The organism is Methanonatronarchaeum sp. AMET-Sl (genome assembly GCF_029854155.1).
Taxonomy (GTDB): domain Archaea; phylum Halobacteriota; class Methanonatronarchaeia; order Methanonatronarchaeales; family Methanonatronarchaeaceae; genus Methanonatronarchaeum.
Window position 1 is genome coordinate 957,598 of sequence record NZ_CP122958.1, and the last position, 24,531, is coordinate 982,128.

The 24,531-nt window shown below is 38.8% G+C and carries 27 protein-coding genes; 24 read left to right on the plus strand and 3 right to left on the minus strand.

The window, feature by feature from the left end:
- Window positions 1–119 precede the first annotated feature (119 nt).
- The 11 genes from QEN48_RS04840 (at window position 120) to QEN48_RS04890 (ending at window position 9,709) form a co-directional block, all read left to right on the plus strand.
- The gene (locus tag QEN48_RS04840) at window positions 120–3,005 is read left to right on the plus strand and encodes a molybdopterin-dependent oxidoreductase (protein ID WP_280107771.1); all 2,886 of its coding nucleotides are present in this window, start codon (window positions 120–122) and stop codon (window positions 3,003–3,005) included.
- A 23-nt stretch (window positions 3,006–3,028) separates the two neighbouring features.
- A complete protein-coding gene (locus tag QEN48_RS04845; protein ID WP_280107772.1) occupies window positions 3,029–3,547 on the plus strand; it encodes a 4Fe-4S dicluster domain-containing protein in 519 nt (172 codons plus the stop codon).
- A gap of 55 nt (window positions 3,548–3,602) precedes the next feature.
- Window positions 3,603–3,866 (plus strand): hypothetical protein, encoded by a 264-nt coding sequence (locus QEN48_RS04850; protein WP_280107773.1) that lies wholly within the window; start codon window positions 3,603–3,605, stop codon window positions 3,864–3,866.
- A complete protein-coding gene (locus QEN48_RS04855) occupies window positions 3,867–4,526 on the plus strand; it encodes a cytochrome b/b6 domain-containing protein (RefSeq protein WP_280107774.1) in 660 nt (219 codons plus the stop codon). It begins immediately after the preceding gene.
- A gap of 1 nt (window position 4,527) precedes the next feature.
- Window positions 4,528–4,707, plus strand: coding sequence for a hypothetical protein (locus QEN48_RS04860; RefSeq protein ID WP_280107775.1), 180 nt, complete (start codon window positions 4,528–4,530; stop codon window positions 4,705–4,707).
- 180 nt (window positions 4,708–4,887) lie between these two features.
- Window positions 4,888–5,343 carry an AsnC family transcriptional regulator gene (locus QEN48_RS04865; protein ID WP_280107776.1) on the plus strand — a complete coding sequence of 152 codons (456 nt, stop codon included), beginning with the start codon at window positions 4,888–4,890 and terminating at the stop codon, window positions 5,341–5,343.
- Between the two features lie 36 nt (window positions 5,344–5,379).
- Window positions 5,380–5,859: a hypothetical protein gene (locus tag QEN48_RS04870; protein WP_280107777.1), complete on the plus strand. Its 480-nt coding sequence runs from the start codon at window positions 5,380–5,382 to the stop codon at window positions 5,857–5,859.
- Window positions 5,860–5,861: 2 nt separating this feature from the next.
- Window positions 5,862–6,485: a bifunctional precorrin-2 dehydrogenase/sirohydrochlorin ferrochelatase gene (locus QEN48_RS04875; RefSeq protein ID WP_280107778.1), complete on the plus strand. Its 624-nt coding sequence runs from the start codon at window positions 5,862–5,864 to the stop codon at window positions 6,483–6,485.
- Window positions 6,478–7,725, plus strand: a complete 1,248-nt coding sequence (gene hemA, locus QEN48_RS04880; RefSeq protein ID WP_280107779.1) for a glutamyl-tRNA reductase — start codon at window positions 6,478–6,480, stop codon at window positions 7,723–7,725. Before QEN48_RS04875 ends, hemA begins: the two co-directional genes overlap by 8 nt.
- A complete protein-coding gene (locus QEN48_RS04885) occupies window positions 7,722–8,504 on the plus strand; it encodes a uroporphyrinogen-III synthase (protein WP_280107780.1) in 783 nt (260 codons plus the stop codon). Before hemA ends, QEN48_RS04885 begins: the two co-directional genes overlap by 4 nt.
- A complete protein-coding gene (locus tag QEN48_RS04890) occupies window positions 8,501–9,709 on the plus strand; it encodes a radical SAM protein (protein ID WP_280107781.1) in 1,209 nt (402 codons plus the stop codon). Before QEN48_RS04885 ends, QEN48_RS04890 begins: the two co-directional genes overlap by 4 nt.
- Window positions 9,710–9,930: 221 nt before the next feature.
- Here the strand turns inward: QEN48_RS04890 and QEN48_RS04895 are convergent, their stop codons facing one another.
- Window positions 9,931–11,739, minus strand: coding sequence for a type II secretion system F family protein (locus tag QEN48_RS04895; protein ID WP_280107782.1), 1,809 nt, complete (start codon window positions 11,737–11,739; stop codon window positions 9,931–9,933).
- 7 nt (window positions 11,740–11,746) lie between these two features.
- Window positions 11,747–13,420, minus strand: a complete 1,674-nt coding sequence (locus QEN48_RS04900) for a type II/IV secretion system ATPase subunit (protein WP_280107783.1) — start codon at window positions 13,418–13,420, stop codon at window positions 11,747–11,749.
- Window positions 13,421–13,698: 278 nt separating this feature from the next.
- Between QEN48_RS04900 and QEN48_RS04905 the strand changes: the two genes are divergently transcribed.
- The 10 genes from QEN48_RS04905 (at window position 13,699) to QEN48_RS04950 (ending at window position 20,977) form a co-directional block, all read left to right on the plus strand.
- The gene (locus QEN48_RS04905) at window positions 13,699–14,238 is read left to right on the plus strand and encodes a pyruvate ferredoxin oxidoreductase subunit gamma (RefSeq protein WP_280107784.1); all 540 of its coding nucleotides are present in this window, start codon (window positions 13,699–13,701) and stop codon (window positions 14,236–14,238) included.
- A 3-nt stretch (window positions 14,239–14,241) separates the two neighbouring features.
- Window positions 14,242–14,508 carry a 4Fe-4S dicluster-binding protein gene (locus tag QEN48_RS04910; RefSeq protein WP_280107785.1) on the plus strand — a complete coding sequence of 89 codons (267 nt, stop codon included), beginning with the start codon at window positions 14,242–14,244 and terminating at the stop codon, window positions 14,506–14,508.
- Between the two features lie 23 nt (window positions 14,509–14,531).
- Complete coding sequence (porA, locus tag QEN48_RS04915; RefSeq protein ID WP_280107786.1) at window positions 14,532–15,713, plus strand: pyruvate synthase subunit PorA; 1,182 nt, start codon at window positions 14,532–14,534, stop codon at window positions 15,711–15,713.
- Between the two features lies 1 nt (window position 15,714).
- Window positions 15,715–16,605 carry a thiamine pyrophosphate-dependent enzyme gene (locus tag QEN48_RS04920; protein ID WP_280107787.1) on the plus strand — a complete coding sequence of 297 codons (891 nt, stop codon included), beginning with the start codon at window positions 15,715–15,717 and terminating at the stop codon, window positions 16,603–16,605.
- A gap of 53 nt (window positions 16,606–16,658) precedes the next feature.
- Entirely contained in the window at window positions 16,659–16,991 is a 333-nt protein-coding gene (locus tag QEN48_RS04925; RefSeq protein ID WP_280107788.1) for a DUF167 domain-containing protein, read from the plus strand.
- A 41-nt stretch (window positions 16,992–17,032) separates the two neighbouring features.
- Window positions 17,033–17,305: a 30S ribosomal protein S17e gene (locus tag QEN48_RS04930; protein WP_280107789.1), complete on the plus strand. Its 273-nt coding sequence runs from the start codon at window positions 17,033–17,035 to the stop codon at window positions 17,303–17,305.
- 248 nt (window positions 17,306–17,553) lie between these two features.
- Window positions 17,554–18,432, plus strand: a complete 879-nt coding sequence (dapA, locus tag QEN48_RS04935; protein ID WP_280107790.1) for a 4-hydroxy-tetrahydrodipicolinate synthase — start codon at window positions 17,554–17,556, stop codon at window positions 18,430–18,432.
- 291 nt (window positions 18,433–18,723) lie between these two features.
- Window positions 18,724–19,155 carry a hypothetical protein gene (locus QEN48_RS04940; protein WP_280107791.1) on the plus strand — a complete coding sequence of 144 codons (432 nt, stop codon included), beginning with the start codon at window positions 18,724–18,726 and terminating at the stop codon, window positions 19,153–19,155.
- Window positions 19,156–19,230: 75 nt separating this feature from the next.
- On the plus strand, window positions 19,231–19,473 hold the full coding sequence (locus QEN48_RS04945; RefSeq protein ID WP_280107792.1) for a hypothetical protein: 243 nt from the start codon (window positions 19,231–19,233) through the stop codon (window positions 19,471–19,473).
- 10 nt (window positions 19,474–19,483) lie between these two features.
- Window positions 19,484–20,977, plus strand: coding sequence for a dihydropteroate synthase-like protein (locus QEN48_RS04950; protein WP_280107793.1), 1,494 nt, complete (start codon window positions 19,484–19,486; stop codon window positions 20,975–20,977).
- Window positions 20,978–21,067: 90 nt separating this feature from the next.
- Here QEN48_RS04950 and QEN48_RS04955 read toward each other — a convergent pair whose 3' ends face one another.
- A complete protein-coding gene (locus QEN48_RS04955) occupies window positions 21,068–21,391 on the minus strand; it encodes a YbjQ family protein (RefSeq protein WP_280107794.1) in 324 nt (107 codons plus the stop codon).
- A 195-nt stretch (window positions 21,392–21,586) separates the two neighbouring features.
- Between QEN48_RS04955 and QEN48_RS04960 the strand changes: the two genes are divergently transcribed.
- The 3 genes from QEN48_RS04960 to QEN48_RS04970 all read left to right on the plus strand — a co-directional run bounded on the left by QEN48_RS04960 (window position 21,587) and on the right by QEN48_RS04970 (window position 24,519).
- Window positions 21,587–22,510, plus strand: a complete 924-nt coding sequence (locus QEN48_RS04960; RefSeq protein WP_280107795.1) for a universal stress protein — start codon at window positions 21,587–21,589, stop codon at window positions 22,508–22,510.
- A gap of 522 nt (window positions 22,511–23,032) precedes the next feature.
- A complete protein-coding gene (locus QEN48_RS04965) occupies window positions 23,033–23,578 on the plus strand; it encodes a nitroreductase family protein (protein ID WP_280107796.1) in 546 nt (181 codons plus the stop codon).
- A 2-nt stretch (window positions 23,579–23,580) separates the two neighbouring features.
- The gene (locus QEN48_RS04970; RefSeq protein ID WP_280107797.1) at window positions 23,581–24,519 is read left to right on the plus strand and encodes a Coenzyme F420 hydrogenase/dehydrogenase, beta subunit C-terminal domain; all 939 of its coding nucleotides are present in this window, start codon (window positions 23,581–23,583) and stop codon (window positions 24,517–24,519) included.
- Window positions 24,520–24,531: the final 12 nt, after the last annotated feature.

Below are 24,531 nucleotides of genomic sequence, written 5' to 3' on the forward strand. Positions count from 1 at the left end.
CTGTTATTACTGTTACTTATTTTAAACACCCCAAAATTATAATCAATAATCATGAAAAACTATTTAAGTTTCATAGATTTACTTTTCAAAGGATAAAGAACACGGGGGTTATACATACAATGGATAAATCAAATGATGAAAGTTTATTAAACAAAGCAAAACTTAAAAGGCGGACCTTCCTAAAGGCAACCGCCCTCACAACCGCCGCCGGACTCGCGGGCTACTCACAATCCCGCGACTACTTCGACGGCATGATAGGATCAGTCGACGCAGCTCCAGAAGGAGATGAAGAACTCGTTAAAACAATATGCACAAACTGCTCACTAGGCTGCGGCCTAAAAGCAAGAGTCGTAGATGGAGAATTCGTAGGACAGGAAGCATGGAAAGGACATCCTGTCAACCAAGGAGGAATGTGCTCCAAAGGAAACGCAGAACACCAACTCGTCAAAACACCAAACCGAGTAGAAGCACCAATGGTTAAAGAAGGAGGAGACTGGCAAAGACTAGATTGGGACAACGCATTAGACGACATCGCAGACAAACTACTCGACATAAGAGAAGAATACGGACCAGACTCAGTAATGTGGATGGGATCCGCAAAAATCAGCAACGAAGAAGCCTATATGTTCAGAAAACTCGCAGCATTCTGGGGAACAAACAACGTAGACCACCAAGCCAGAATCTGCCACTCAACCACAGTCTTCGGACTAGCAAACACATGGGGATACGGAGCCCAAACAAACAACGTAAACGACCTCTCAAACACAAAATGCGCATTCTTCATAGGATCAAACGCAGCAGAAGCACATCCAGCAGCAATGCGACACGTAATACAAGCAAGAGAACAAAACGACGCAAAAATAGTAGTAGCAGACCCAAGATACACAAAAACAGCAGCACAAGCAGACCTATACGTACCATTCAGATCCGGAACAGACATACCACTAATAATGTACGCAGTTAAAAAAGCCATAGACGAAGGCGAATACGACGAAGAAATGATAGAAAACCGAACATACGGCTTCCCAGTACTAGAAGAAAGCGTACAAAACTATGACCGAGAAACAGTTTCAAACATATGTGGCACACCAGAAGAAAAACTAGACGAATTTGCTGAACTACTAATTGAAAACAGTGGCGAAGACGGCCCAATGACCATACTCTATTCAATGGGAACAACCCAACACAGCAAAGGAGCCCAAAACGTAAGGTCATACGCAATACTACAACTCGTACTCGGAAACGCTGGAAAACCAGGTGGAGGAGTAAACGCATTAAGAGGCCACGACAACGTACAGGGCGCAACAGACATGTGCATACTATCACACTCACTCCCAGCCTACTATGGATTAGACCAAGGCGGATGGGAACACTGGTGCAATGTCTGGGATGTAGACTACGACTGGATGGCCGACAGGTTCGAAAACAAAGAATTAATGGAAAGAGACGGATTCACAGTATCAAGATGGTATGAAGGCGTCATAAAAGACGAAGACGAAATAGACCAACCAAACAACGTAAAGGCAGTAGTAGTTTGGGGACACAGCCTAAACTCCATAACCGAGATGGAGAGAGAAAAACAAGCCCTAGATGAAGCCGACCTCGTTGTAATCGTAAACCCATACCCATCAGCAGCATCCGCATTAACAGACCGAGAAGACGACCTATACCTACTACCAGCCTGCACACAACTAGAAGAAGAAGGAAGCGTAAGCAGCACCTCAAGACAACAACAATGGAGATTCAAAGTAACAGACCCAATAGAAGACAGCAGGCCAGACTACGAAATAATGCTCGAACTCGCCGACAGATTCGGGTTCAAAGACGAATACGCTAAAAACAGAAATGGCGAATGGGACGAAATGCCCGAAGACGTCACAAGAGAAATCAACATGGGCTGCAAAACAATCCAATACACAGGAGGAACACCAGAAACACTCAAAGGACATGCCGAATACAGCCACCACTTCAACCCAGACACACTACAAGCAGAAGGAGGAGAATACGACGGAGACTACTTCGGAAAACCATGGCCATGCTGGAACGAAGACCACCCAGGAACACCAATACTATACAGAAACGACATACCGATATCTGAAGGAGGACATGACTTCCGAGTCCGATTCGGAACCGAATCACCAAGCCGAGAAGAACTACTCGAAGGCCTAAACGACATGATGGAAGAAATACTCGAGCCAGTAGTCGACGAAATATCAAACGTAAGCATGTTGTCAGGTGAAAACGGACACGACCAACTAGTAGATGAATACGGAATAGAAGGAAGTTGGTCAAGAGACCTAGAAACAGACTATAAACAAGCGATAGAAAACAACTTGGTGCCAAGCGGTCGTGGTAAAGCAAGGATCTGGCTATGGGAATGGGCAAACCAAGGTGGAGATGGATTACCCGTACACCGAGAACCAATAAACAGTCCAAGACCAGACCTAATAGAAGAATACCCAACATACGCAGACCGAGAAAACCACTACCGACTCACAACCGAGTTCGAAACCAAACAACAAGAAAGAAAAGACGACGCAGAAGAATACCCACTCGTACTAACAAGCGGTCGACAAGTAGAACACATGGGTGGAGGAGCCGGAACAAGACAGTGTTGGTGGCTCGTAGAACTACAGCCCGAGATGTACGTAGAAATCAACCCAAGAAACGCAAACGACCTCAACATAAGAGATGAAGACATAGTATGGGTAGAAACACGGGAAGGCAAGATACTTGTCAAAGCAAAAGTCACAGAAAGACCCATGGAAGACCACGTATTCCTACCATACCACTGGTTCGGATTGTTCGGAGGAGAAGACCGTACAGACCACTACCCAGAAGGAAAGATTCCATACGGAATCGGAGAGCCAGCAAACAAAGTATGCAACTACGGATACGCATGGACCAGCCAGATGCAGGAAACAAAAGCAGGTATCTGTAAAATAGAGAAAGCAAGCAGCAACGAAGCAAGTAAATACCATGAAATCTACGAAAAGAGAAGCTAAAAACAAAAAGGAGGTAAAAAAAGATGGTTGAAAACACATATGGATTCCTCGTTGACACATCCCGCTGCATAGAGTGCGGAGGATGCGAGGTAGCCTGCAAAAGAGAACAAGGAGTAGAAAGAGGCGTAAACTGGCGTAAAGTAGTTACAGTAGATGAAGGAGTTGAAGGTGAAGAAGAACACTGGCCAATGTCATGTCTACATTGCTCAGACGCACCATGCGCAACAATCTGCCCAGTAAACGCAATAGAAAAAAGAGATGACGGAATAGTCACAGTAGATGATGATGAATGCATCGGCTGTGGATACTGCCTATACGCATGTCCATTCGGAGCACCACAGTTCGGAAGAGACGGCGCAACAGGCAGCAAAGGAACAATGAACAAATGCACATTCTGTGTAGACAGAATAGAAGAAGGAAAAGAACCAGCATGCGCTGCAAACTGCGTAACCAACGCAATACTAGCAGGAGACATGACTGAAATCACCGAAGAATACCAAGAAAGAGTCGCGAAGACCGGAAAACCGATAGTGAGTCCCTGACCACAATGGTCACACTCCACTCACCACTTTATTTGGGTGACCAACAGTGAATAGTATGAACGAGATCAAGAAAAGAAAGAAACTATCGCTCGCCTCAGCAATAGCAGCGATAGCAATAACAGTAGGAACACTATGGTACGCAAGCGACTCAATAATCCCACTAACAGAAATCGATCGAATGCCAACACCCGACTACGGAGAAACAATGAACCTAGTATACCTAGTACAAGACATCATGTACATAGTAGTCGCACTTGGAATACTCGGTATATTATTTCTGGCACTACTAAGCGTAATGAAATGGAGGAGGGAACACTAAATGACAGACTACCTAACTAGATTCTCACCAAAACAAGTATACGTACACTTACTATACGCAATATCCGTCCTCGTACTCTACATAACAGGACTACCACTATTCTTCCCAGACCAACTTGGCTGGATACCCACAATAATGGGCGGCTTCGAAGTAACAATGGTAGTTCACAGAGTCGCGGCAGTAGTAATGGCATTCACAGTCCTATACTTCCTGATATACGTCGCAATAGCAACAGTCATCTACGACAAAGGCATCCTAAAAAGAGTAATCCCAAAACCAAACGACATCAAAGAAATGATGCAAGACGTAAAATACGCATTCGGACTATCCAATAAAAAACCACAACTACCTAAATACGGATACCTAGAAAAAACAGAAGTATGGATAATAGGAGTTGAAGCCGTAATATTCCTAATAACCGGATTAGTACTCTGGTTCCCAACAATATTCCTAGAATTCATGTCACTACAAACAGTACTCGCATTCAGATACATACACGGAGCATTCGCCGTACTAAGTCTAGCCGGATTCCTATTCCACTTCATGAACGTCCACATGCATCCGGAAAAATACCCAATCGAGATGTCAATATTCTCAGGAGAAATGGACAAACAAGAAGCAGAGAAAGAACACCCAAAATGGGTAGAAGGAGGACAATAACATGAACAACGACCTACTCAGAAAAATAGGAGTAATACTAGTACTACTATCAATAATCACATTACTACTCGGAGGAACAAGAATATACGAAGGAATATTAGTAACAATAGGCGTCAACATAGCCATACTAATCGCCATAATAGGCGTAATAGCCATGTTATATGGAATAATAAAAGCCTAAAACTACATTAAGGGGAGAGAAACATAGTTTCCCCACACAAAACCTCTCTCCCCCACCTCCCTACTATTTTTTATAAAAAAAAAGAAATCAATAACTCCTAGAAATAAAACTCCCGCTACATAGGAAAAACTCCCGCTAGATAGGAAATTTTTTACAGCGACAATTAAAATCAATATTACGATGGATAAACTAGATAAAAAATTACTTGAAAAACTCCAACACAATTTCCCAGTCACAAAAAAACCATTCCACAAAATAGCTAAAGACCTCAATACAGAGCCCCAAGAAGTCATAAAAAGAGTCCAGAAACTAAAACAAAAAGGATATATACGGCGAATCTCCCCAATAATAGATTCACGCAAAATCGGCCTAACAGGCACATTAGTCGCAATGAAAGTCCCAGAAAACCAAATAGAAGAAACAGCCAAAACAATAAACCAATACATAGAAGTCTCACACAACTACCAAAGAAACCATCAATACAACCTATGGTTCACACTCTCAACAACATCAAGACAAAAAATCGACGAAATAATAAAAGAAATAAAACAAAAAACAGGAATAAAAGAGATCATCGAACTACCATCAATAAAAATGTACAAAATAGGCGTATCATTCTCATTCACAGATAAATAAAAACCCAAAACATAATCTAACCAAGGTGGATTATAATTGAAAAAACTAGACCTAACCCCAAAAGAAAAAAAAGTTCTATATGCACTTCAAGACGGAATACCAATAACAAACCAACCATACAAAGAAATCGCCAACTCAATAAACATCGACACAGACGAACTACTAAAAATAACAAATAACCTAATAGACCAAGGAAAAATAAGGAGATTCGGAGCATCTATAAACCACTATAAAGCCGGAAAAAACTACAACGCAATGATAGTTTGGGACGTCCCAAACTACGATGTAGACAGAATAGGAAAAAAGATGACAGAATACGAAGAAGTATCACATTGCTACGAAAGACCAAGAAAAAAAGACTGGAACTACAACCTATTCACAATGATACACGGAGAAACAAAAAAAGAAACAACCAAGATAGCCAAAAAAATAAGCAGAGAAATAGGGCTAGAAAAATATGAATTAATATACAGCACACGCGAATTCAAAAAAACCGGCGTAAAAATACCAAAATAAAAATGAAACCCATAATTCTCTCATTAAAAAACAAAAAAATAGTCATCTTCGGCGGAGGCTCGGTAGGCCTCAGAAAATCCAAATACTTCAAAGAAGCAGATTTAATAGTAGTTAGTGAAAGATTCCATCCAGAATTCAGAGAACTAGATATAACCACAGAAAAAACAAAGATAACGAAACCAAAAATAGATAAATACATAAAAAACGCCTTTCTCGTTATTCCAGCAACAGATAACGAAAAACTCAATGAAATAATAACGAAGAAGGCTAGAAGAAAAAATATTTTAGTAAACCAAGTTGACGGAGAACTTGGAGACGTAATAATCCCATCCACTATACAAGACGAATATCTATTAGCCATATCCAGTTATGGCCGTAGTCCAGCCTTCTGTAAATATCTACGTAAAAAACTTGAAAACGAGTTAGGCCCTGAATATGGGTTGATGGTTAAGCTTCAAGAAGAGATGCGTGAAATATTAAAACAAGAAATTGAAAACCAAGGCCTTAGACGAGAAATATTATGGGAAATACTTGAGTCTGAAGAAATATGGGATTTATTACGAAAGAATTTTTACCAAAAAGCAGTTAAGAAGAGTAGAGAAATTATAGGAGAGAGAAATGGTTAATGTACTAGGCCTCCTGGTTACCCATAAATGGGCAGATATAGATCAACTTGAGTGTATTAGAATAGGTGAAACTGAGGAGGTAGTTCGTCAAATACTCTCCTATGAAGGCGTCAATGAATGCGCCGTCCTACAAACCTGCCACCGAGTAGAGATATACATAGTTCCTGACTCACTACAAGAAGGCAGGCAAATACTACTGAATTACATAGAAAACCAGACAGAGATAGATGTTGATAAATATGTCCGTTTCTATGCAGGAAAAAAACTATTACACCACATGCTCCGTCTAGCGTCAGGACTGGAATCAATGGTTATCGGAGAAGACCAGATACTTGGTCAATTAAGCGAAACCTATGAAGAATCAAGGAAATGCGATGCAGTTCAAGAAAACCTCTCAATTGCTTTTGAAAAATCTATTAACGTTGGTAAGGCTGTTAGAAACAAAACCAAAATAAATGAAGGCTGCGTATCCGTTGGTTCTGCCGCAGTCGACCTAGCGGAAGAAATACTCAACGACCTCACAGATAAAAAGGTTTTAATCATCGGTGCAGGTGAGATGGCAACCCTTGTAGCTAAATCACTAAACGAACACAACTTAGGTGGAGTTACAGTTGCTAACAGGACATATGAACGTGCTGAAAGGCTGTCAAAAAAGATTGACGGTAGACCAATAAAATACAACCAATACACAAAACACCTACCCCACGTCGATATAATTATCACCGCAACCGGAGCCCCACACCCAATAATAAATCAAGAAGACATAGAAGGCGTTAATGGAAACGAATTAATCATAATAGACATATCAAACCCACGGGACGTAGACAAAGAAGTCGGTGAAATACCCAACGTCAACCTATTCGACATAGATGACCTGACAATTGTTACAGAAAAAAACAGAGAAAAACGGTTAGGAGAGGCCGAAAAAGCCGAACAAATATGTAAGAGAGAACTAGACCTCCTAATACGTAAATACGAGGAAAAAAGTATAGATGACTTGATAGCTACACTACATGAAAGAGCTGATGAGATACGTAGGAAAGAGATGGAGAAAGCTCTACATAAACTGTCTATAGAAAACGGTGATGAAGAGATAATAGAAGACCTAACACGTTCTATAAAAAACAAAATCCTGTCAGACCCAACAATAGCATTGAAAAAAGCCGCTGTTGAAAGAGACCAAGAACTAATCGAAAAAGCATCTAAATTATTCCAAATTGATAATGAGGAGAAAAAATGAAGGTATTCGCCATAACAAGACCAAAACAATCAATAAAAAAATCTAAAAAAATATTAAAACAAAACGGATACAAACCTAAAGCAGTCCCAACAATCCAGCTTTACCCCGAACATAACAAAGAATATCAAAAACTCATAAAAAACATAAAAAACGGAAAAACAGATATATTAATATTAACAAGCCAGAACGGCGTTAAATATTTCTTCAAAGGCCTAAAAAACCCAGAAAAATTCAAACAAAAACTAAAAAATGTTATAGTCTACTCAATAGGCCCTAAAACACAGAAAGCCCTAAAAAAACAAGGCGTCGAATCGAAAATACCACGTAAATATTCATCAGAAGGCCTCGTAAACCAGATTAAAGAAGAAGTAGATGGCATGCATATCGAGATAGCTCGAAGCAACAAAGGTAGTCCAGCACTATCACAGGGATTGGAGAATGCTGGCGCCACCGTCCACGACGTATCAATATATAGTGTTGGAATGCCACAGGATATAGAGCCAATAAAACAACTAATCAAAGAAATAAATAGAGATAAAATAGATATTATAGGTTTCACAAGCCAGATGACGGTTAAAAACTACATGCAGGTTTCCAAACAAATGGATAAACACAGAATAACTGTAGAAAACATGAATAATATGTATGTAGCGGCGATCGGAGAGCCAACAAAAAACATACTAAATGAATATGGGGTTAGAGACGTAATATCTCCTAAGGACTATTTATTCAAGGAAATGGTTCAAGAAGTAAATAAAACCATCGAGGCAAAAGAATGATCGTATTTTCAAAACTACTCAGTGACAACGGAACCGTATACGAAGCTATGAGAGCTCGATACAAAAGATCTAAAGACGTAGATGACAGTCTAATTAGGTTTTCAAGTGATTTAAGGCCAGTTGTCATGTGGAACATAACCCGGCAATGCAATCTAGACTGCAGACATTGCTACCTCGATGCAAAAGACCCACATCCAGATGAACTCTCTCTCAATGAAGGCAAAGAACTCATCGATGACCTAGCAAAGATGGAGGTCCCGATGTTAATCTTCACAGGAGGAGAGCCACTAGCAAGTGATAAATTCTTCGACCTAGCCTACTACGCACAAGAGAAAGGCGTTAGAACCGTTATATCCACGAACGGAACATTAATAACCAGTGAGAAAGCCCGTAAATTAAAGGACGCAGGAATACGGTATGTAGGAGTAAGTCTCGATGGAGCAAGAAAAGAAACACACGACAACTTCCGAGGAATAGAAGGAAGTTTCGAAAAAGCATTGAATGGAATAAAGAACGCTAAAAAAACAGGAATCAGAACCGGAGTTAGGTTAACACTACACCAAAAAAACTGGAGAGAAGTACCAGAACTACTGGACCTAGCCTTAAAACACGACATAGATCGTTTCTGCATATACCACCTAGTACCAACCGGAAGAGGCCAGAAAATAATTGACATGGACATCACACTAAAACAAAGAAAACAAGTACTAGAATTCCTATACAACAAAGCAATCGAATTGAGAGACAGAGATATAGAGATATTGACAACCGACTCACCAATGGACGGAGTATACATACTAGAAAAAATGAAACAAGAAGGAGTAGACCAAGAACGCATAAACGAAATAAAAGAACTACTCCAACTATCCGGAGGCTGTTCAATAGGAGCAAAAGTAGCAAACATCGACCATCTAGGAAACATAAACCCATGCCACTTTGCACCACACAAAAAAATCGGAAACATACGAGACAAAAAACTCAGCGAGATATGGAACGAAAACCCCAACCAAATACTCTGTAACCTAAGACAAAAAGAAGAAAAACTAGAAGGCAAATGTGGAGAATGCAACTACAAACAGTTATGCGGCGGATGCAGACAAAAAGCATGGCACAAAAACGGAAGCTTCTTCTCAGAAGACCCCGAATGCCTCTACGACCCCAAACAAAAACAACTAAAAAAACTGACCAAACCAAAACAAGAATAAACCCCCATTTTATTTTTTGATAAAACTATAGTTCACATTACCTCCAGATTTAGGTCTAAAAAAACATTTTTTAAGCTATTTTTTATTTACTTTTGCCGAGAAGACACCTTCCTAATCGGTAGGTTAGGTGAGTGAGGATGTCACTTTTGTTAGAGTTTGACTGAAAAATAAGTCCTCTCTTTTTCTTTAGGTCCGGGGAGGATGTTAAAAAAAGGGAGGTGTTAAAAGATGAATGTGAACATAATGTAACCAATTAATAACATTAATAATGCGTGTTTGATTCCACTGTACATTGTTCCTTTTGACAGTTGACCCGCAACCAATCCAGATACAAAACCCATCAATAAAGCTGAATGAAATATTAAAGTCTCCATCATTTCAAGTTCTTCTTTATCGAAACCAAACTCTATTTGACCAACATCCTCCATCTCTTCAGCTAAAGGCATTTCCGCTAGAAATTGGGTTGATAAAATTGCGGCTGTGAACAAAAATATTAGAAATGAAAGCCATACTAAGGCTATATAAGGAACTATATCTCTCCTTAGCCTTTGATTGAGAATTCTTCGGTTGTTTATATCTTCAGTAGCAACATTTAAAACAGTACTAACTTGACTGTGGGCTCTTGTACCCTCTAAAATAAGGATTATTGACCTTAAAACCTCTTTGTTTTTCATTCGGAATGCAAACCTGGCTAAAGCCTCTCTAACGCTAAGGTTCCATTCAATACCACGGCGCACCCGACTGACCTCTCGACCGATAATACCTGGGACTTCAGAAATCTGTTTAATTGTTGCTTTAAGAGACATACCCGTTCTATTAAGACTACTAAACATTCTTAATAAATCCGGGAATTGAGATTCAATTTTTTGGCGCCGCCTTGCCTCTAATTCATAAAAAATAGACATAGGTAAGAATAAAAACAAAGCGATTAATACCGCTTGAAGCTCGATAGTTTGAACAAAATAGTAAAAACCGTTTATAGCTAAAACGTATGTTAGATACAATAGTGATAGAGGGATTGAGAAGTATAGAGTTTTAATTGGTTCAGACCGTAAAGCCCAGCCGGTTTTATCTATTTTATCTCTTAGACTTGTTTTAAATCCAACTTCACCTTTTAAATTGTTTTGGTTCATTCCCTCAAATTTCTGTGTAAATTTATCGTAATCCTCTTCTCTAATCGATTTTTCTTTTTCAGGAGCAACTGTTTTTAATAAAATAATGAAGAAAAAACCACCCAACGGCAGTAATAGGTATATCGAATAGGTTAATTCAACTGGGAACGCACCGAAACTCAGTCCTAATATCACGACTCCAAGTATAATAACTAAGGGACCTGCTACAAAACCAGCTACATATGCCTCTGAAATATATCCTAAGAAAGTGATGTATGTTTTCTGTTCTTCAAGAGAGTCTTTTAAATATTCCTTTGATTTATTTTCTAGATAGTTAGGTAGGTCGCCTCCAGCCCTAATAACCGGAAGCATGTCTGTGAGAAAATCCTTAAATTTTTGTGACGGTGTTACCTGAATGCATTCTTTTATTGCTTCTTGTATGTCTTTCGAGAAAAAATCCATTTCAGTAGTGATCAACTTTGCTTCCTTACTGATCTCACCATACGCCTCTTCATGCATAGCTAGACGCCTGAATATGTCTTCTATATCCATACCGCCTTTGGATAATGCGTACATGAATGTGACCGCACTACCCATATTAATGTTTATACGGCGTTTACGTCCGTCTATCAATAATTTAGGATAATATAAAATAAATAACCCAGTTATCAGGCCTAATAAAGCTGTTGTTATGATTCCAACTACGATATAGATATCGGTTAATAAAAATAGAGAACCTATTATTCCAATTAGAAGGATTATTGTTGTTGATAGAAATGCGGTTGTAACCAGTTTTTCTGGAGTTATGGATAGTCGAGCAGATTTTAGTTGTAAAGAGAGCTCATCATGATCTATATGTTTGGAGAGAAACTGTTTATAACGATTTAATACTATCTTTAATACTTTCTTTAGTTTCATTTTCTATCTAATTGGTTGGTTTTTTTATTTCTAGGTCTTTTAGTAGGCCTTCTTTGTCTTTTTGGTATTTTTTTATTGTTTTGACGACTTGTTTGTAGCTGCGGATGTCTTTTTCAACCATTTTTTTGATTATTTTTTCTCGGATTTTTAGTTCTTCTTCTAGTTCTCCATAGGAGATTCCTTGTTCTTCCGATATGTTTTTTATGTTTATTGGTCTTGACATTTTTTTGAACTTTCTTCTTGAGGTGTCCCATCGGTATAGTAGGTTTGTCATGATTCCGTCTGCTTCGGGGTCGTATTCTCCGATTTCTTGTATCTCGATTACTCTTCTATATTTTTTGTCTTCTTGTTTGACTAGTGATTGGACCATTATTATGTCGAGAGCGGGGATCATGTTTTTTGGTACGCTTATTGGGGGGTTTTCAAGTCTTCTGATGGCTCTATGAACGCTTGAGGCGTGTAGTGTTGAGAATGATGTGTGTCCTGTTGACATTGCTTGGAATAGTGATACGGCTTCTTCTCCCCTTACTTCTCCTACGATTATGTATTCGGGTCGTTGTCGGAGCGAGCTTCTAAGTAGGTCGTACATACCTATTTCTTTGACGTCTTTGTTTTGTGATGTTTTTGTTATAGATGGAACCCAGTTTTCGAATGGTAGTCTTATTTCGTGTGTGTCTTCTATTGTGACTACTTTTGAGTTTGTTGGTATGAAGAGTGTTATTGCGTTTAGTGTGGTTGTTTTACCTGTAGCTGTTCCACCGACTACCATTATGTTTTTACCGTTTTCTGAAAGTAGCCATAGGTATGCAAGTATTTCTGGTGAGAGTGTTTCCCATGCTACCAGGTCTGTTGGTGTTATCGGTTCTTCTGGGAATTTTCTTATTGTAAATGTACTTCCTCGTAATGTGACTTCTTTTCCAAGGCTTAGTTGGGCTCGACTTCCATCGGGGAGTGTTGCTTCTGCGGTTGGGCTTGCGAAATTAATTTGTCGATCGCTTCTTTGAGCGATTGTCATAACGAGTTTTTCAAGTTTTTCCTCACCTATCTTTATGTTGGTTTTTAGGTTTCCGTGTCGTTGGTGGTAGACGTAGATCGGTATGTTTACACCGTTACAGGATATATCTTCTAGATACCTATCTTTCATTAATGGCTCTATTACGTCAAAACCGAAAACTTGGTTTTTGATGTAATAATGTATTTTTAAGAAACTCTTGTTATCGATTTCTTGGTCTATGCGGCGGCAGACTTCGATTAGGTTGTTATGTAATATTTCTTTTTTGTCTCCGATAATCTCATCTTTCAGTATACGGTCTTTAAGTCTTTTATATATAATTTGGAGCAGTTCTTTTTCTCTTTCTGTTAGTTCTGGCTCTACAACTACGTATTGGCTTTGCATATCCTCTACGTCTTTGTATATTATGCATCGTGAAAACCCTGGGTCTAGCCAGTATGTATCGGTTGTGTTCCAATAACCGTCAACTATATCCATGTCTTCAAACCAACGAATTGAGTTGTAATGTAGATTTTGAAGAGATGGATCGAAATCAATTTTTCCCTTTAAAAGCCCTATCTCTTTTGCTAAATCGTTCACTTCATTCAGTTTAGGGTAGTCATCTTTATCTTCACCGTTTTCTGAAAAAAGTGATTCAAATCCATTTGACCATCTCTTAAATCTATTCATTTTTATTCCACAAATCCAAGAACTATTAACCAAAATAAATGGGGTGTATGTAGTTTGATTATATGTATCCAGTTTACTTATAAATTAATGAGTTGCATTTAACATTTTTGTGTTTCTGGTTTATTTACGTACCATTGTTTTTGGGGTTTCTGGGGGTTTGTACGATATATTTATCATGATTTATAATTATTAATGTATACATTATTATGTTGTGTGTCCCATAAACTTCGAGTTTTGGGAATGAGTTAAAATTGAATAAATAATTAGGAAGTGAGTTGATGAAAGAGATTAGGATACATGGAAGGGGTGGACAAGGCTCCGTTACTGCCGCCGAACTGCTTTCGGAGTCAGCGTTTGAAGACGGATTAGAGGCACAGGCATTTCCAGCTTTCGGTGTGGAAAGACGGGGAGCCCCCGTGAAAGCATTTGCAAGAATAGATGATGAACCAATCAGAATCCGAAGCCAGATCTACGAGCCCTCACACGTCATAGTTCAAGACCCAACACTCATCGGAACAATAGACGTAACTAAGGGAATACTGGATGGTGGAATGATAATAATAAACACATCCAGAAACCCTGACCAACTTGACCTCAACACACAAGCCGAAGTCGTAACTATAGACGCAACAAAACTAGCTCTCGACATACTTGGGAAACCCATCATGAACACAGCGTTACTAGGAGCCTTTTCAGGAGCAACAGGCATAGTAAGCATCGAAGCAATGAAAAACCGAGTTAAAGCAAGGTTCCCAGGAGAAATAGGCGAGAAAAACGCTTTAGTTATGGATAAAGCCAAAGAGAAAATGGAGGAATAAAAAATGGTAGATTTCGCTGGAAAAGCAGAACCAGGAACCACAAAAAAATACAAAACCGGTACCTGGAGAACATACAAACCAATTCTCGATAAAGAAGCCTGCATAGGCTGTGAAAAATGCTGGGAATACTGTCCAGACTCATGCAAAATAGAAACCGAGTACGATGGCGACATAATATTCGATACAGACCTTGACTACTGCAAAGGATGTGGCATATGCGCAGAAGAATGCCCAGTAGAAGCCATCGAAATGGAGTTAGATGAAAAATAACAAAAAACATTGAGGAATCATTTATGGTTGAAAGAAGAGTTATGGAAGGTTCACACGCTGTTGCACACGCAGTAAGATTGTGCGCACCAGACGTAGTATCAGCATACCCAATAACACCACAAACCCACATAGTGGAAAAAATAAGCCAGTTCGTCGCAGACGGCGACCTAAAAAGCGAGTACATGCGTGTTGAAAGCGAGTTCTCCGCAATGAGCGCAAGCGTAGGATCAAGCGCAGCAGGAGCCCGAACATTCACAGCAACAGCAAGCCAAGGACTCATGCTAATGAGCGAAGTCCTCTACAACGCATCCGGACTAAGACTACCAATAGTCATGTCCGTAGCCAACAGAGCAATGGGAGCACCAATAAACATATGGAACGACCACTCCGACAGCATGGGAGTCAGAGACGCAGGCTGGATACAACTATACGCCGAAGACAACCAAGAAGCACTAGACATGACAATACAAGCATACAAAATAGCCGAAAACCAAGACGTAATGCTACCAGCAATGGTATGCATGGACGGATTCATACTAACACACACATACGAACCAGTCTCCATACCAAAAAAAGAAGAAGTACAGGAATTCCTACCCGAATTCGACCCAGAAGTAAAACTAGACCCCCAAAACCCAGTAACACTAGGAACAGTCGGATTCCCATCAGACTACATGGAAATACGACACGAACAATACCAAGCAATGGAAAACGCCAGAGACATAATGCCAGACATATTCAAAGAATTCGAAGAAAAATTCGGACGAAAACAACACAGCCTAATAGAAGAATACAAAACCGAAGACGCCGAAATAATCATAGTCAGCCTTGGATCAATAATGGGAACAATCAAAGAAGCAGTCGACGAACTAAGAGAAGATGGAAAACAAGTCGGAGCAATCAAAATAAAAGCATTCAGACCATTCCCAGACCAAGAACTAAGAGACGCACTACAAAACACCAAAGCAGTAGCAGTACTAGACAAAAACATAACCCTCGGCAAAAAAGGAGCACTATACACAGAAATGAAAGACACATTATACCAAGCCGAAACACAACCCCAAATGACAAACTACATAATCGGCCTTGGAGGAAGAGACATACCAAGACAATCAATCAAAAACATAGTAAAACAAACAAAAGAAAACCTAAACTCCCCACAAACACGAGAAGTCAGGTTTGTAGACCTAAAGGAGGAAAAATAAAATGACAAAACTAAGAGAACAAGAAGACTTCGTATCAGGCCATAGAGCCTGCGCAGGATGCGGACTCGCATTAGGAGCCCGACTAGCAATGAAAGGAGTCGAACAAGACTCAATAGCAACCTGCGCCACAGGATGTCTAGAAGTCATAAGCACCCCCTACCCAGAAAGCTCATGGGAAATACCCTGGATACACTCATTATTCGAAAACTCAGCCTCAGTAGCAGCAGGAATAGAAGCAGCACTAAAAGCCAAAGGCGACAACAAAACAAAAGTAATCGCCCAAGGAGGAGACGGAGCAACCGTCGACATAGGAATGAGAGGCCTAAGCGGAATGTTCGAAAGAGGCCACGACGTAACCTACATCTGCTACGACAACGAAGCATACATGAACACAGGAATCCAGAGATCAGGAGCAACACCCCTAGCAGCAAGCACAACCACCAGCCCACCAGGAAAACAATCCTACGGAAACGAAAACACAAAAAAAGACGCACTCGCAATCGCAGCAGCACACGGAGTAGGATACGTAGCATCAGCAAGCATAGCATACCCAAAAGACGTAGTAGAAAAAGTCAAAAAAGCAAGCGAACTAGACGGTCCATCATACGTCCAAATCCACGTCCCATGCCCAACTGGCTGGGGCTTCAAAGAAAGAGACACAATAGAAATAGCACGACTAGCAGTAGAAACCGCATTATGGCCAGTATACCAAATGGAAGACGGCCAAATAACCAACATAAGAAAAATAAAAGACCGCAAACCCGTAGAAAGATACCTCGAAAAACAAAAACGATTCAAACACCTATTCAAAAAAGACAACGGCGAAAAAAGAATCAAAGAAATCCAAGCAATCGCAGACCGAAACGCCGAAACATTCGAACTAGACAAATAAAAAAACCAAGGGGGATAGAAACATCCCCAACCAACCAATTTTTTTGATCAAAAATGGAAGACGCCATACAAAAAAACAAAAACCACATAGAAATCAAAATAAACGCCAACCCAAACGCCAACCAAACCAAGATAACAGGATACAACAAATGGCGCCAAAGAATCAAAATAAACATAAACCAACCACCAAAAAAATCCAAAGCCAACAAAGAACTAATCAAATACCTCTCAAACACACTAAAAATAAACCAAAACAAAATATCAATAAAAAAAGGACACAACCAAAACAAAAAAACAATAACAATACAAACCAACAACAAAAACAAAATAACACAAAAACTAACAAACCAAAAACAAAAACAAAAACAAAAACAAAACAACCAATAAACTTTTCCTAACCAAAAAACAAACAAAACACGTAAATCTTAATGGACTGCGCGACTAAATACAACAAAAAACAAAAGGCCGGTGAAATATTGGGTAGAAGTAGACCAAAATTTATACGAAGTATTGGAGAAGAACTGATTAAGTACCATGGCGAAAAATTTTCAGACAACTTTGAAAAAAACAAAGAGATGGTTGACGAACTAACAAACGTCCAAAGCAAAAGACTGAGAAACAGAATAGCAGGAATAATAACAAAGAAAAACAGCCAAAACACAGTCAACGAAGAAAACAAAGTCGACGAAGAAAACACATAAAAACTGGATAACTTTATTATCCAGAAAAAACCGATACAACATAAACAACCAAACCAAAGAAATTGGTTGTAACACAAATATCGGTTTTAAAGCAACCTTATTTCTAACTAAAAACCCTAACTAAAAAACCATCCCCACCTTTACATCGATATTATTTTTTTTAAGAGGGAAAATGGTTAAAAGGTAAAACCTCTAATTAATGTCGTTAGAGATAACTAAGAATAAAAAATCTATGGGTTGTATTTAATATGGAATTAAGAGGCGTATATCCGGCTTTAATAACTCCTTTTAACGAAAATGATGAAATTGATGTTAAAGGCTTTAAAAGCAACATTGATTATGTAATAGATAACGGTGTTTCAGGTCTTGTTCCCTGTGGAACCACAGGTGAATCCGCTACACTTTCATACAGCGAACATAAACGGGTTATCGAACTCGCCGTAGAAGCTTCAGGAGGTCGTGTACCGGTTATGGCCGGCACCGGATCCAACTCAACTCGCGAAGCAATCGAATTAACTGGATATGCAGAAGATATCGGAGTAGATATAGCGATGGTCATAACTCCATACTACAACACACCAACACAAGCAGGCCTTATAGAACATTACCGTGAACTAGCAAACACCGTCAACATACCAATAGTTATATACAACGTTCCAAGCCGAACAGGAACAAACATAAAACCTGAAACAGTAGCAACACTATCTAAAGAAAAAAACATAATTGGAATCAAAGAAGCAAGTGGAGATATAAATCAAGTCAGTGAAGTTATCGAAAAAACAACAAAAAACTTCAAAGTACTATCAGGAGATGACTCTATGACACTACCAATAATGTCATTAGGAGGAAAAGGAGTAGTCTCAGTCGCAGCCAACCTAACTCCAAAAAGAGTCTCAATGATGGTTAAAGCAATGGAAAACAACAACATACCCAAAGCCCAGAAACTCCATTACGAACTCTCACCATTATTCAGAACACTCTTCATAGAAACAAACCCCATACCAGTCAAAACAGGCGCAAAACTAATGGGACTAGCCTCCGGAGAACTAAGAAGCCCAATGGTCAATATGGAAAACGGAAGCCGAGAAAAACTGAAAAAAGTACTAAAAAACCTAGACCTAATCTAACAAACAAAACAAACAACCTCAACCACCCAACCAAAAAAACACCCAACAAAAACCCCTCTCCCTCCCCAACAACCTACCTATAACTCAACTCAATAAAAACTAATGAACCAATAACCTCCACAAAACCAAAACCATAAACCTTTTTCCACTATAGTTTGATAATCATCTATCTTAAAGCAGGCCTAGAGCTCATTTTCTCTCTAGGCAGAGAGGGGATTGTCATTTAGTTTAATAGAATTATGTCGGTTTGGTGTGGTAAGTATTATTCATTTATAAAAAAAAGTTATCTTGATGTCCGATTTTGACGTTGACCCAAAAAAACTGGTTGTTTTTAAGTTAGCCAATAAATACGTTTTTAAACAATATTTCGATCAAAGTGAATTGTTTTCCAAACTTAGTGATTTCTATAACCGAAATAAATATCGTTTCGAGTTTAAAGAACCCGATAAAAAACAGGTTCTCGATATATTGAATGAGCATTACTATCGCCCTCAAGTTGTGTTTGATTTAACTCCATATTGCGTTGGAAAAGAGAGGTATACGAAACACGCTACTATACTCAAAAACTCGGTTTCCCAACGAATGATTCAAGACTACAACATATTCTTGATGAAAGATAGTTTTTCAGTTGAAAAAGCGATACAAGAGGGTGCTAAACCCATAAAGAAATTAGAAATCGAGAGAACAACAGAAGAAATCTCAAATCCAGAAAAATGGAAATAAAAACCACTTTAAAAACCATTTTTAGATATAGATAAATACAAAACCCCAATTTAATGGTAGAGGGAGATAAATAAGATGATAATCACGATACCCACTATAATAGTGACATTACTAACAGTCTCGATCATATTACTATCAGTTTTACTGGGTTACTTAGTCTATCGTGACGCCAAGAATAAAGAAAAAGATTATCCAGTTCTTAAAGGACTAATAATAGCGATAATAACTCTATTTTTAGCACCAATCATCATCGCTGTTTTATTATTAATTATAGCATTACTAACTCTAATAATGTTTATATTAATGATGTTTATCTAAACAATGGGGTATGGAGCTTATATCTGAAATGGCCTCAATTTTGTTTATTACTGGAAAAAAAGCCTACAACGTCTTGAAAGAACAGGCCAATGAATTAAGAGATAAAGGACTTGATGTAGATATAGTTAAATTACCGATAGATATAGCTGCTTTTACCACACCCAAATTGATTGAACAAAAAATCGATAATTCTCTATATGATTGGGTAGTTGTTTCTGGAATGAGTCCACATGACTATTCAGTTTTCAATAATGTAGTTAAGGGCCCTAGAAATGCATACGATATAACAGAGATAACTAGTCAAAATATCGGTAAACTTGATCCTGAAAAACCTGCTGATGAAATAATCGATATCGATGAGATCTCAACAGAATCTCTAAAAGAGATATTAGGCGAAACAAACCCAGTAATGAATATACGGGATATTGAAATCGGTGGAGACACAACTATTAAAATCATAACCGAAATAGTTGACGCAACAAAGAAAAACTCAACAGAACTAAGACAACAAGCCAGTAGACATATCAAAGATGGAGCCGACATAATCGATATTGGAGTCCATCACAACGCTACAACCAAAGAAATCCAAAAAGCCATAAACACAATTAAAGAACTATATCCAGTAAGCATAGACACAATGAACCCTGAACACATCGAAACAGCGATAGAATCCAATGTAGACCTAATCTTAAGTGTTGATAAAAAATTAATAAACCAGTTAGGCAAAAAACTAGAAAACCAAAACATCGTAGTGATAGGAAACCCAGAAAAACCACGAGAAATACATGAAAACATAGATAAACTAAAAAAACTTGGAGCAAAACCAATCGCCGACCCAATACTAGACCCACCAAACCAAGGCCTCATAAAATCTCTAAAAAGATACATAGATTTTCGAAAAAAAGACAAAACAACACCACTCCTAATGGGTGTAGGAAACGTCACCGAGTTAATAGACACCGACAGCCATGGAATAAACGCCTTAATGGCATCAATCGCAACAGAACTAGATATAAACCTACTACTAACAACAGAAGCAAGCCTAAAAACACATGGCTCCACAAAAGAACTCAAAACAGCAACCCAAATGAATTTACTAGCAAAAATCCGTGGAACCACCCCAAAAGACCTCGGACCCACCCTAATAAAACACAAAACAAAAAAACGTAAAGAATTCCCGCCAACAAAAGCCAAAAACATAATAAAAACCAAACAAACCAAACAAACCAAACAAACCAAACAAACCGAAAACTGTGAAGGATGCTATCAAATCGGAATCGACAGAGAAACAAACCAATTATACGCAACATACTACAACTGCAAAACCAAAAAACCCCAAACAACTATAACTGGAGAAAACTCAGAAACAATAATAAACAAAATAACAGAAACACAAACAATAACCCCACAACACACCGCATACCTAAGCAAAGAACTCTACAAAGCCGAAATAGCATTAAAAACAAACAAAAACTACATACAAGACACACCACTCTACAAATAAAAAACTAAAAACAAAAAAACCAGAAAAACAAACCCCCAAAAAAGGGGTTAAGGCCTGAGCAGAATAAAATTTTGTATTCGTTTTACTTGGTTATTTTTTGTTTTTTAATTTAACGGCTGTTCCGTATGCGAGTATTTCAGCTCCAGCGCTAGCTATCATAGAAGTCATAAACCGGATGTTAACAATTGCATCAGCATCCAGTTTTTCAGCATCCTCGACCATCCTGTCAACAGCTTCTTCACGAGCCTCTGTATACAACTCAGTATACGCCTTCAACTCACCACCAACCAAATTCCTTAACCCCTGAGTGATATCTCTGCCTATATTTCTAGCTCTAATCGTATTACCACGAACAACCCCTAAATCCTCAACAATCTCTTGATCTGGAAAACTATCAACTGTAGTTAATCGCATACCAATAAATTAACCTATAAACCTATAAAACATTCTAAAAAAAATTATAAACCTATCAATCCAGAAAAACAACCAAAAAAACCTTCTTTAGAACTGTAGAACTATTTTATCTCTAAATAAAGGATTTGATTTTATAGGTAAATGTTTTGTTGTGGCAGTAGATATCTCTATTTATAGGGTTTGTTTAGTAGGGGGTTGTGTATTATTTCAGATAATGATGTTTTTAGAGTTGTTGTAGCTGTCAGGAATCCGGAAACTGAGTTCTGTTTATTAAAGATAGCGAGTGCTATAGCTTGTAGTGAGGGACGTGGTGAGTTGGTTGTTGTTAATGTTGTTGAGGTTCCGCCTCAAATCTCTTTATCGCAGAGTATTGATGCTGGATCTAAAGGCCTTGAGATACAGAAATCTATTTTAGATCAGGCTGAGAAACTTATTAAGGAGTTAGGTGTTTCAAGTGAACTTGCGATTAGAACTAGAGCTATTGTAGGGCGTGATGTAGGTAGGTCGATTTTACGTGTTTTAGATGAAGAAGATGCTGATCACTTGGTTGTTGGTTGGGATGGAGAGGTTTCTAAAAAAGAGTATGTTCTTGGTTCGAAGATTGATCCTGTTGTACGTGGAGCTTTTTGTGAAGTTACAGTTGTCAAGGATGGTGATTCACCCAATAGCTCTATTGCATGTTTGGTTGGTGAGGGAACCAACACTCCATTTACCGTTAAACGTGGAAAACAAATTAGGGATCAATTGGATGGTGACTTGACTTTAATTAATTTTCAAGAAATCGATGGTGGAATGTCAAGTGATGAGGTATATGGAGTTAAGAGAACCGGCCGAAAATTAATTAAACGCATGTCTGAAGAAGGAGGCCTAGAAGAATCCTTTGAAATATCCGTTATTGTTGGATCCGACAGAACTAAACGGCTTTTAGAGGAGATTGAAGGATATGATTTTATTTGCGTCGGAGCTATTAGACCTTCTAAAACCAATCTAAATACTTTGTTCGGGCCATTACCAGAAAAAATAGGTAGCCATAGCAATGGAACCGTCCTGATGGTGATGGGTCCACAAGAAAAATCGAACGGTTTTTTCGCCAAAATCTTCAACCGAATAAAACCATAAAACGAATAACCCCAACCACCCACCAAATTTAATCTAAATAAATTTAAGTTAAAGACCTTGAAACAGAGATCTAAAGGCATTAAAAAACCAAAACACCTTAATACGTGAATAAAATCTAATAAAGAGGTATAAGAGGTTTAATGTATGGTGATGGTTAGAAAAAGAGATAGAGCTATTTGATTTATCTCCAATGTTTCTTGGTTTATGGCTCTATCTTACTTTTTATCTTACTTTGTTTTAGATTTTTTTCTTAATTCAGGTCTAAGACTTCCCGCTCTTCAGAAGGGATGTAGGTATCACTGTGGGAACATTATGTTTAATCTTGAAACAAATAGACTTCGCTTTTTTGGTTTTTTTGTAGTTGAGTTTTTTTGTAGTTGGGTTTAAGGTGTGGTTTGGGGTGGTGTGGTGGTTGGGTTGTGTGTGGGGTAGGGTAAAAACATTTATCTGGAGGACAAATACCTTAAATAGTTAGTGATGTTTTGATGTTTTTGTATTCAATATTTAATTGGTGATTGATTTATGGATTTGTCTGACGTGGAAGTTTCATTAGATTTGTTTGATGTTATTCGGTCTAGGAGGAGTGTTAGGAAGTTTAAGGACCAGAGTGTTGGTGATGAGGAGGTTGTTAAGGTTCTTAAGGCGGGTGTTTGGGCTCCTTCTGCAGGCAACCTTCAGTCGCGGGATTATGTTGTTGTTCGTGACGGTGAGGTTAAGCGTGAGTTAGTGAAGGCTGCTGAACAACAGTTCATTTTTGACGCACCTGTAGTAATAGTTGTATGTGCTAATATGGAGCGCGCTAGTGAGAAGTATGGTGACCGTGGATATAACCTATATTCGATACAGGATGCTACTGCAGCTGTACAGAATATGTTGTTAACTGTTCATGCATTAGGTTTGGGGAGTTGTTGGATTGGTGCGTTTGATGAAGAGAGGGTTAGTGAGGTTCTTGGGTTACCTAGTGGTGTCAGGCCTGTTTCAATGTTGCCGATTGGCCATCCGGATGTTGATCCAAATCCTCCGAAGAGATATCCGTTGGAGAAGTTTGTTCATGAAGAGAAGTGGTAACTGTGAGTTTTAGTTGGCTTAGAAAGGAGGTGGTTGAAAGCGGTTTATGCCGTATATGTGGTGCTTGTGTTGCTGCATGTAAACCAGGTGTTATTGAGGTTGAGCGGGGTCCAGAGCTTGTTGGTGAATGTATTGAATGTGGTTTATGTAGTGATGTATGTCCGGCGATAAACAATTTGAAGAGCCTTGGAGTCGATGAGTTTGATAGAAAAAAGGGTTTTGTTGTCCGTAGTCAGAAAATGGATGTTATTGAGAGAAGTCAGGATGGTGGGGCGGTTACATCTATATTGATTTCTTTATTGAATAGTGGGTTGGTTGACTCTGCTGTTGTTGTTGGCCAGACAAGTGATTGGAAACCGATTCCACTTGTTGTTACTGAACCAGGGGAGGTTTTAGATTCTGCTGGTACGAAGTTTGGTTCTGCACCAATATTATCTAAGGTTAGTGAGGCTTCGGAACATGGGGATGTAGCCGTGGTTGGAACACCCTGTCAGATTGAGGCTGCGAGACTACTTGACGAGAGAGGTATAGGGAACATCAAGTATTTTATCGGTGTTTTCTGCATGAAGAACTTTCAACATGAATTGCTTTTTGATTTGATTACAGATAAAGCAGAGTGTAAAGCCTGTGATATCAAGAAAATCGGTATAAATAAAGGTAAATTCAATTATAAAGCTGGTGAACAAGAATCTGCTTTAAAGTTGTCAGAGATAGACCATTGTATACGGCCCGTATGTAGGGAGTGCACCGACTTTGAATCAAGATATGCCGACATAAGCGTTGGTTCGGTAGGTTCACCAAAGGGATGGTCAACCGTTATAATTAGGTCAGAAAAAGGAGAAGAGTTGTTCAAGGCCTCTAAAAAACACCTAGATATTGATGAGTTAGGTTCTCAAGAACCTGTAGATCGTTTATGTCGCATTAAGCAAAAAACAGTTTAAAGAGATTGGTTT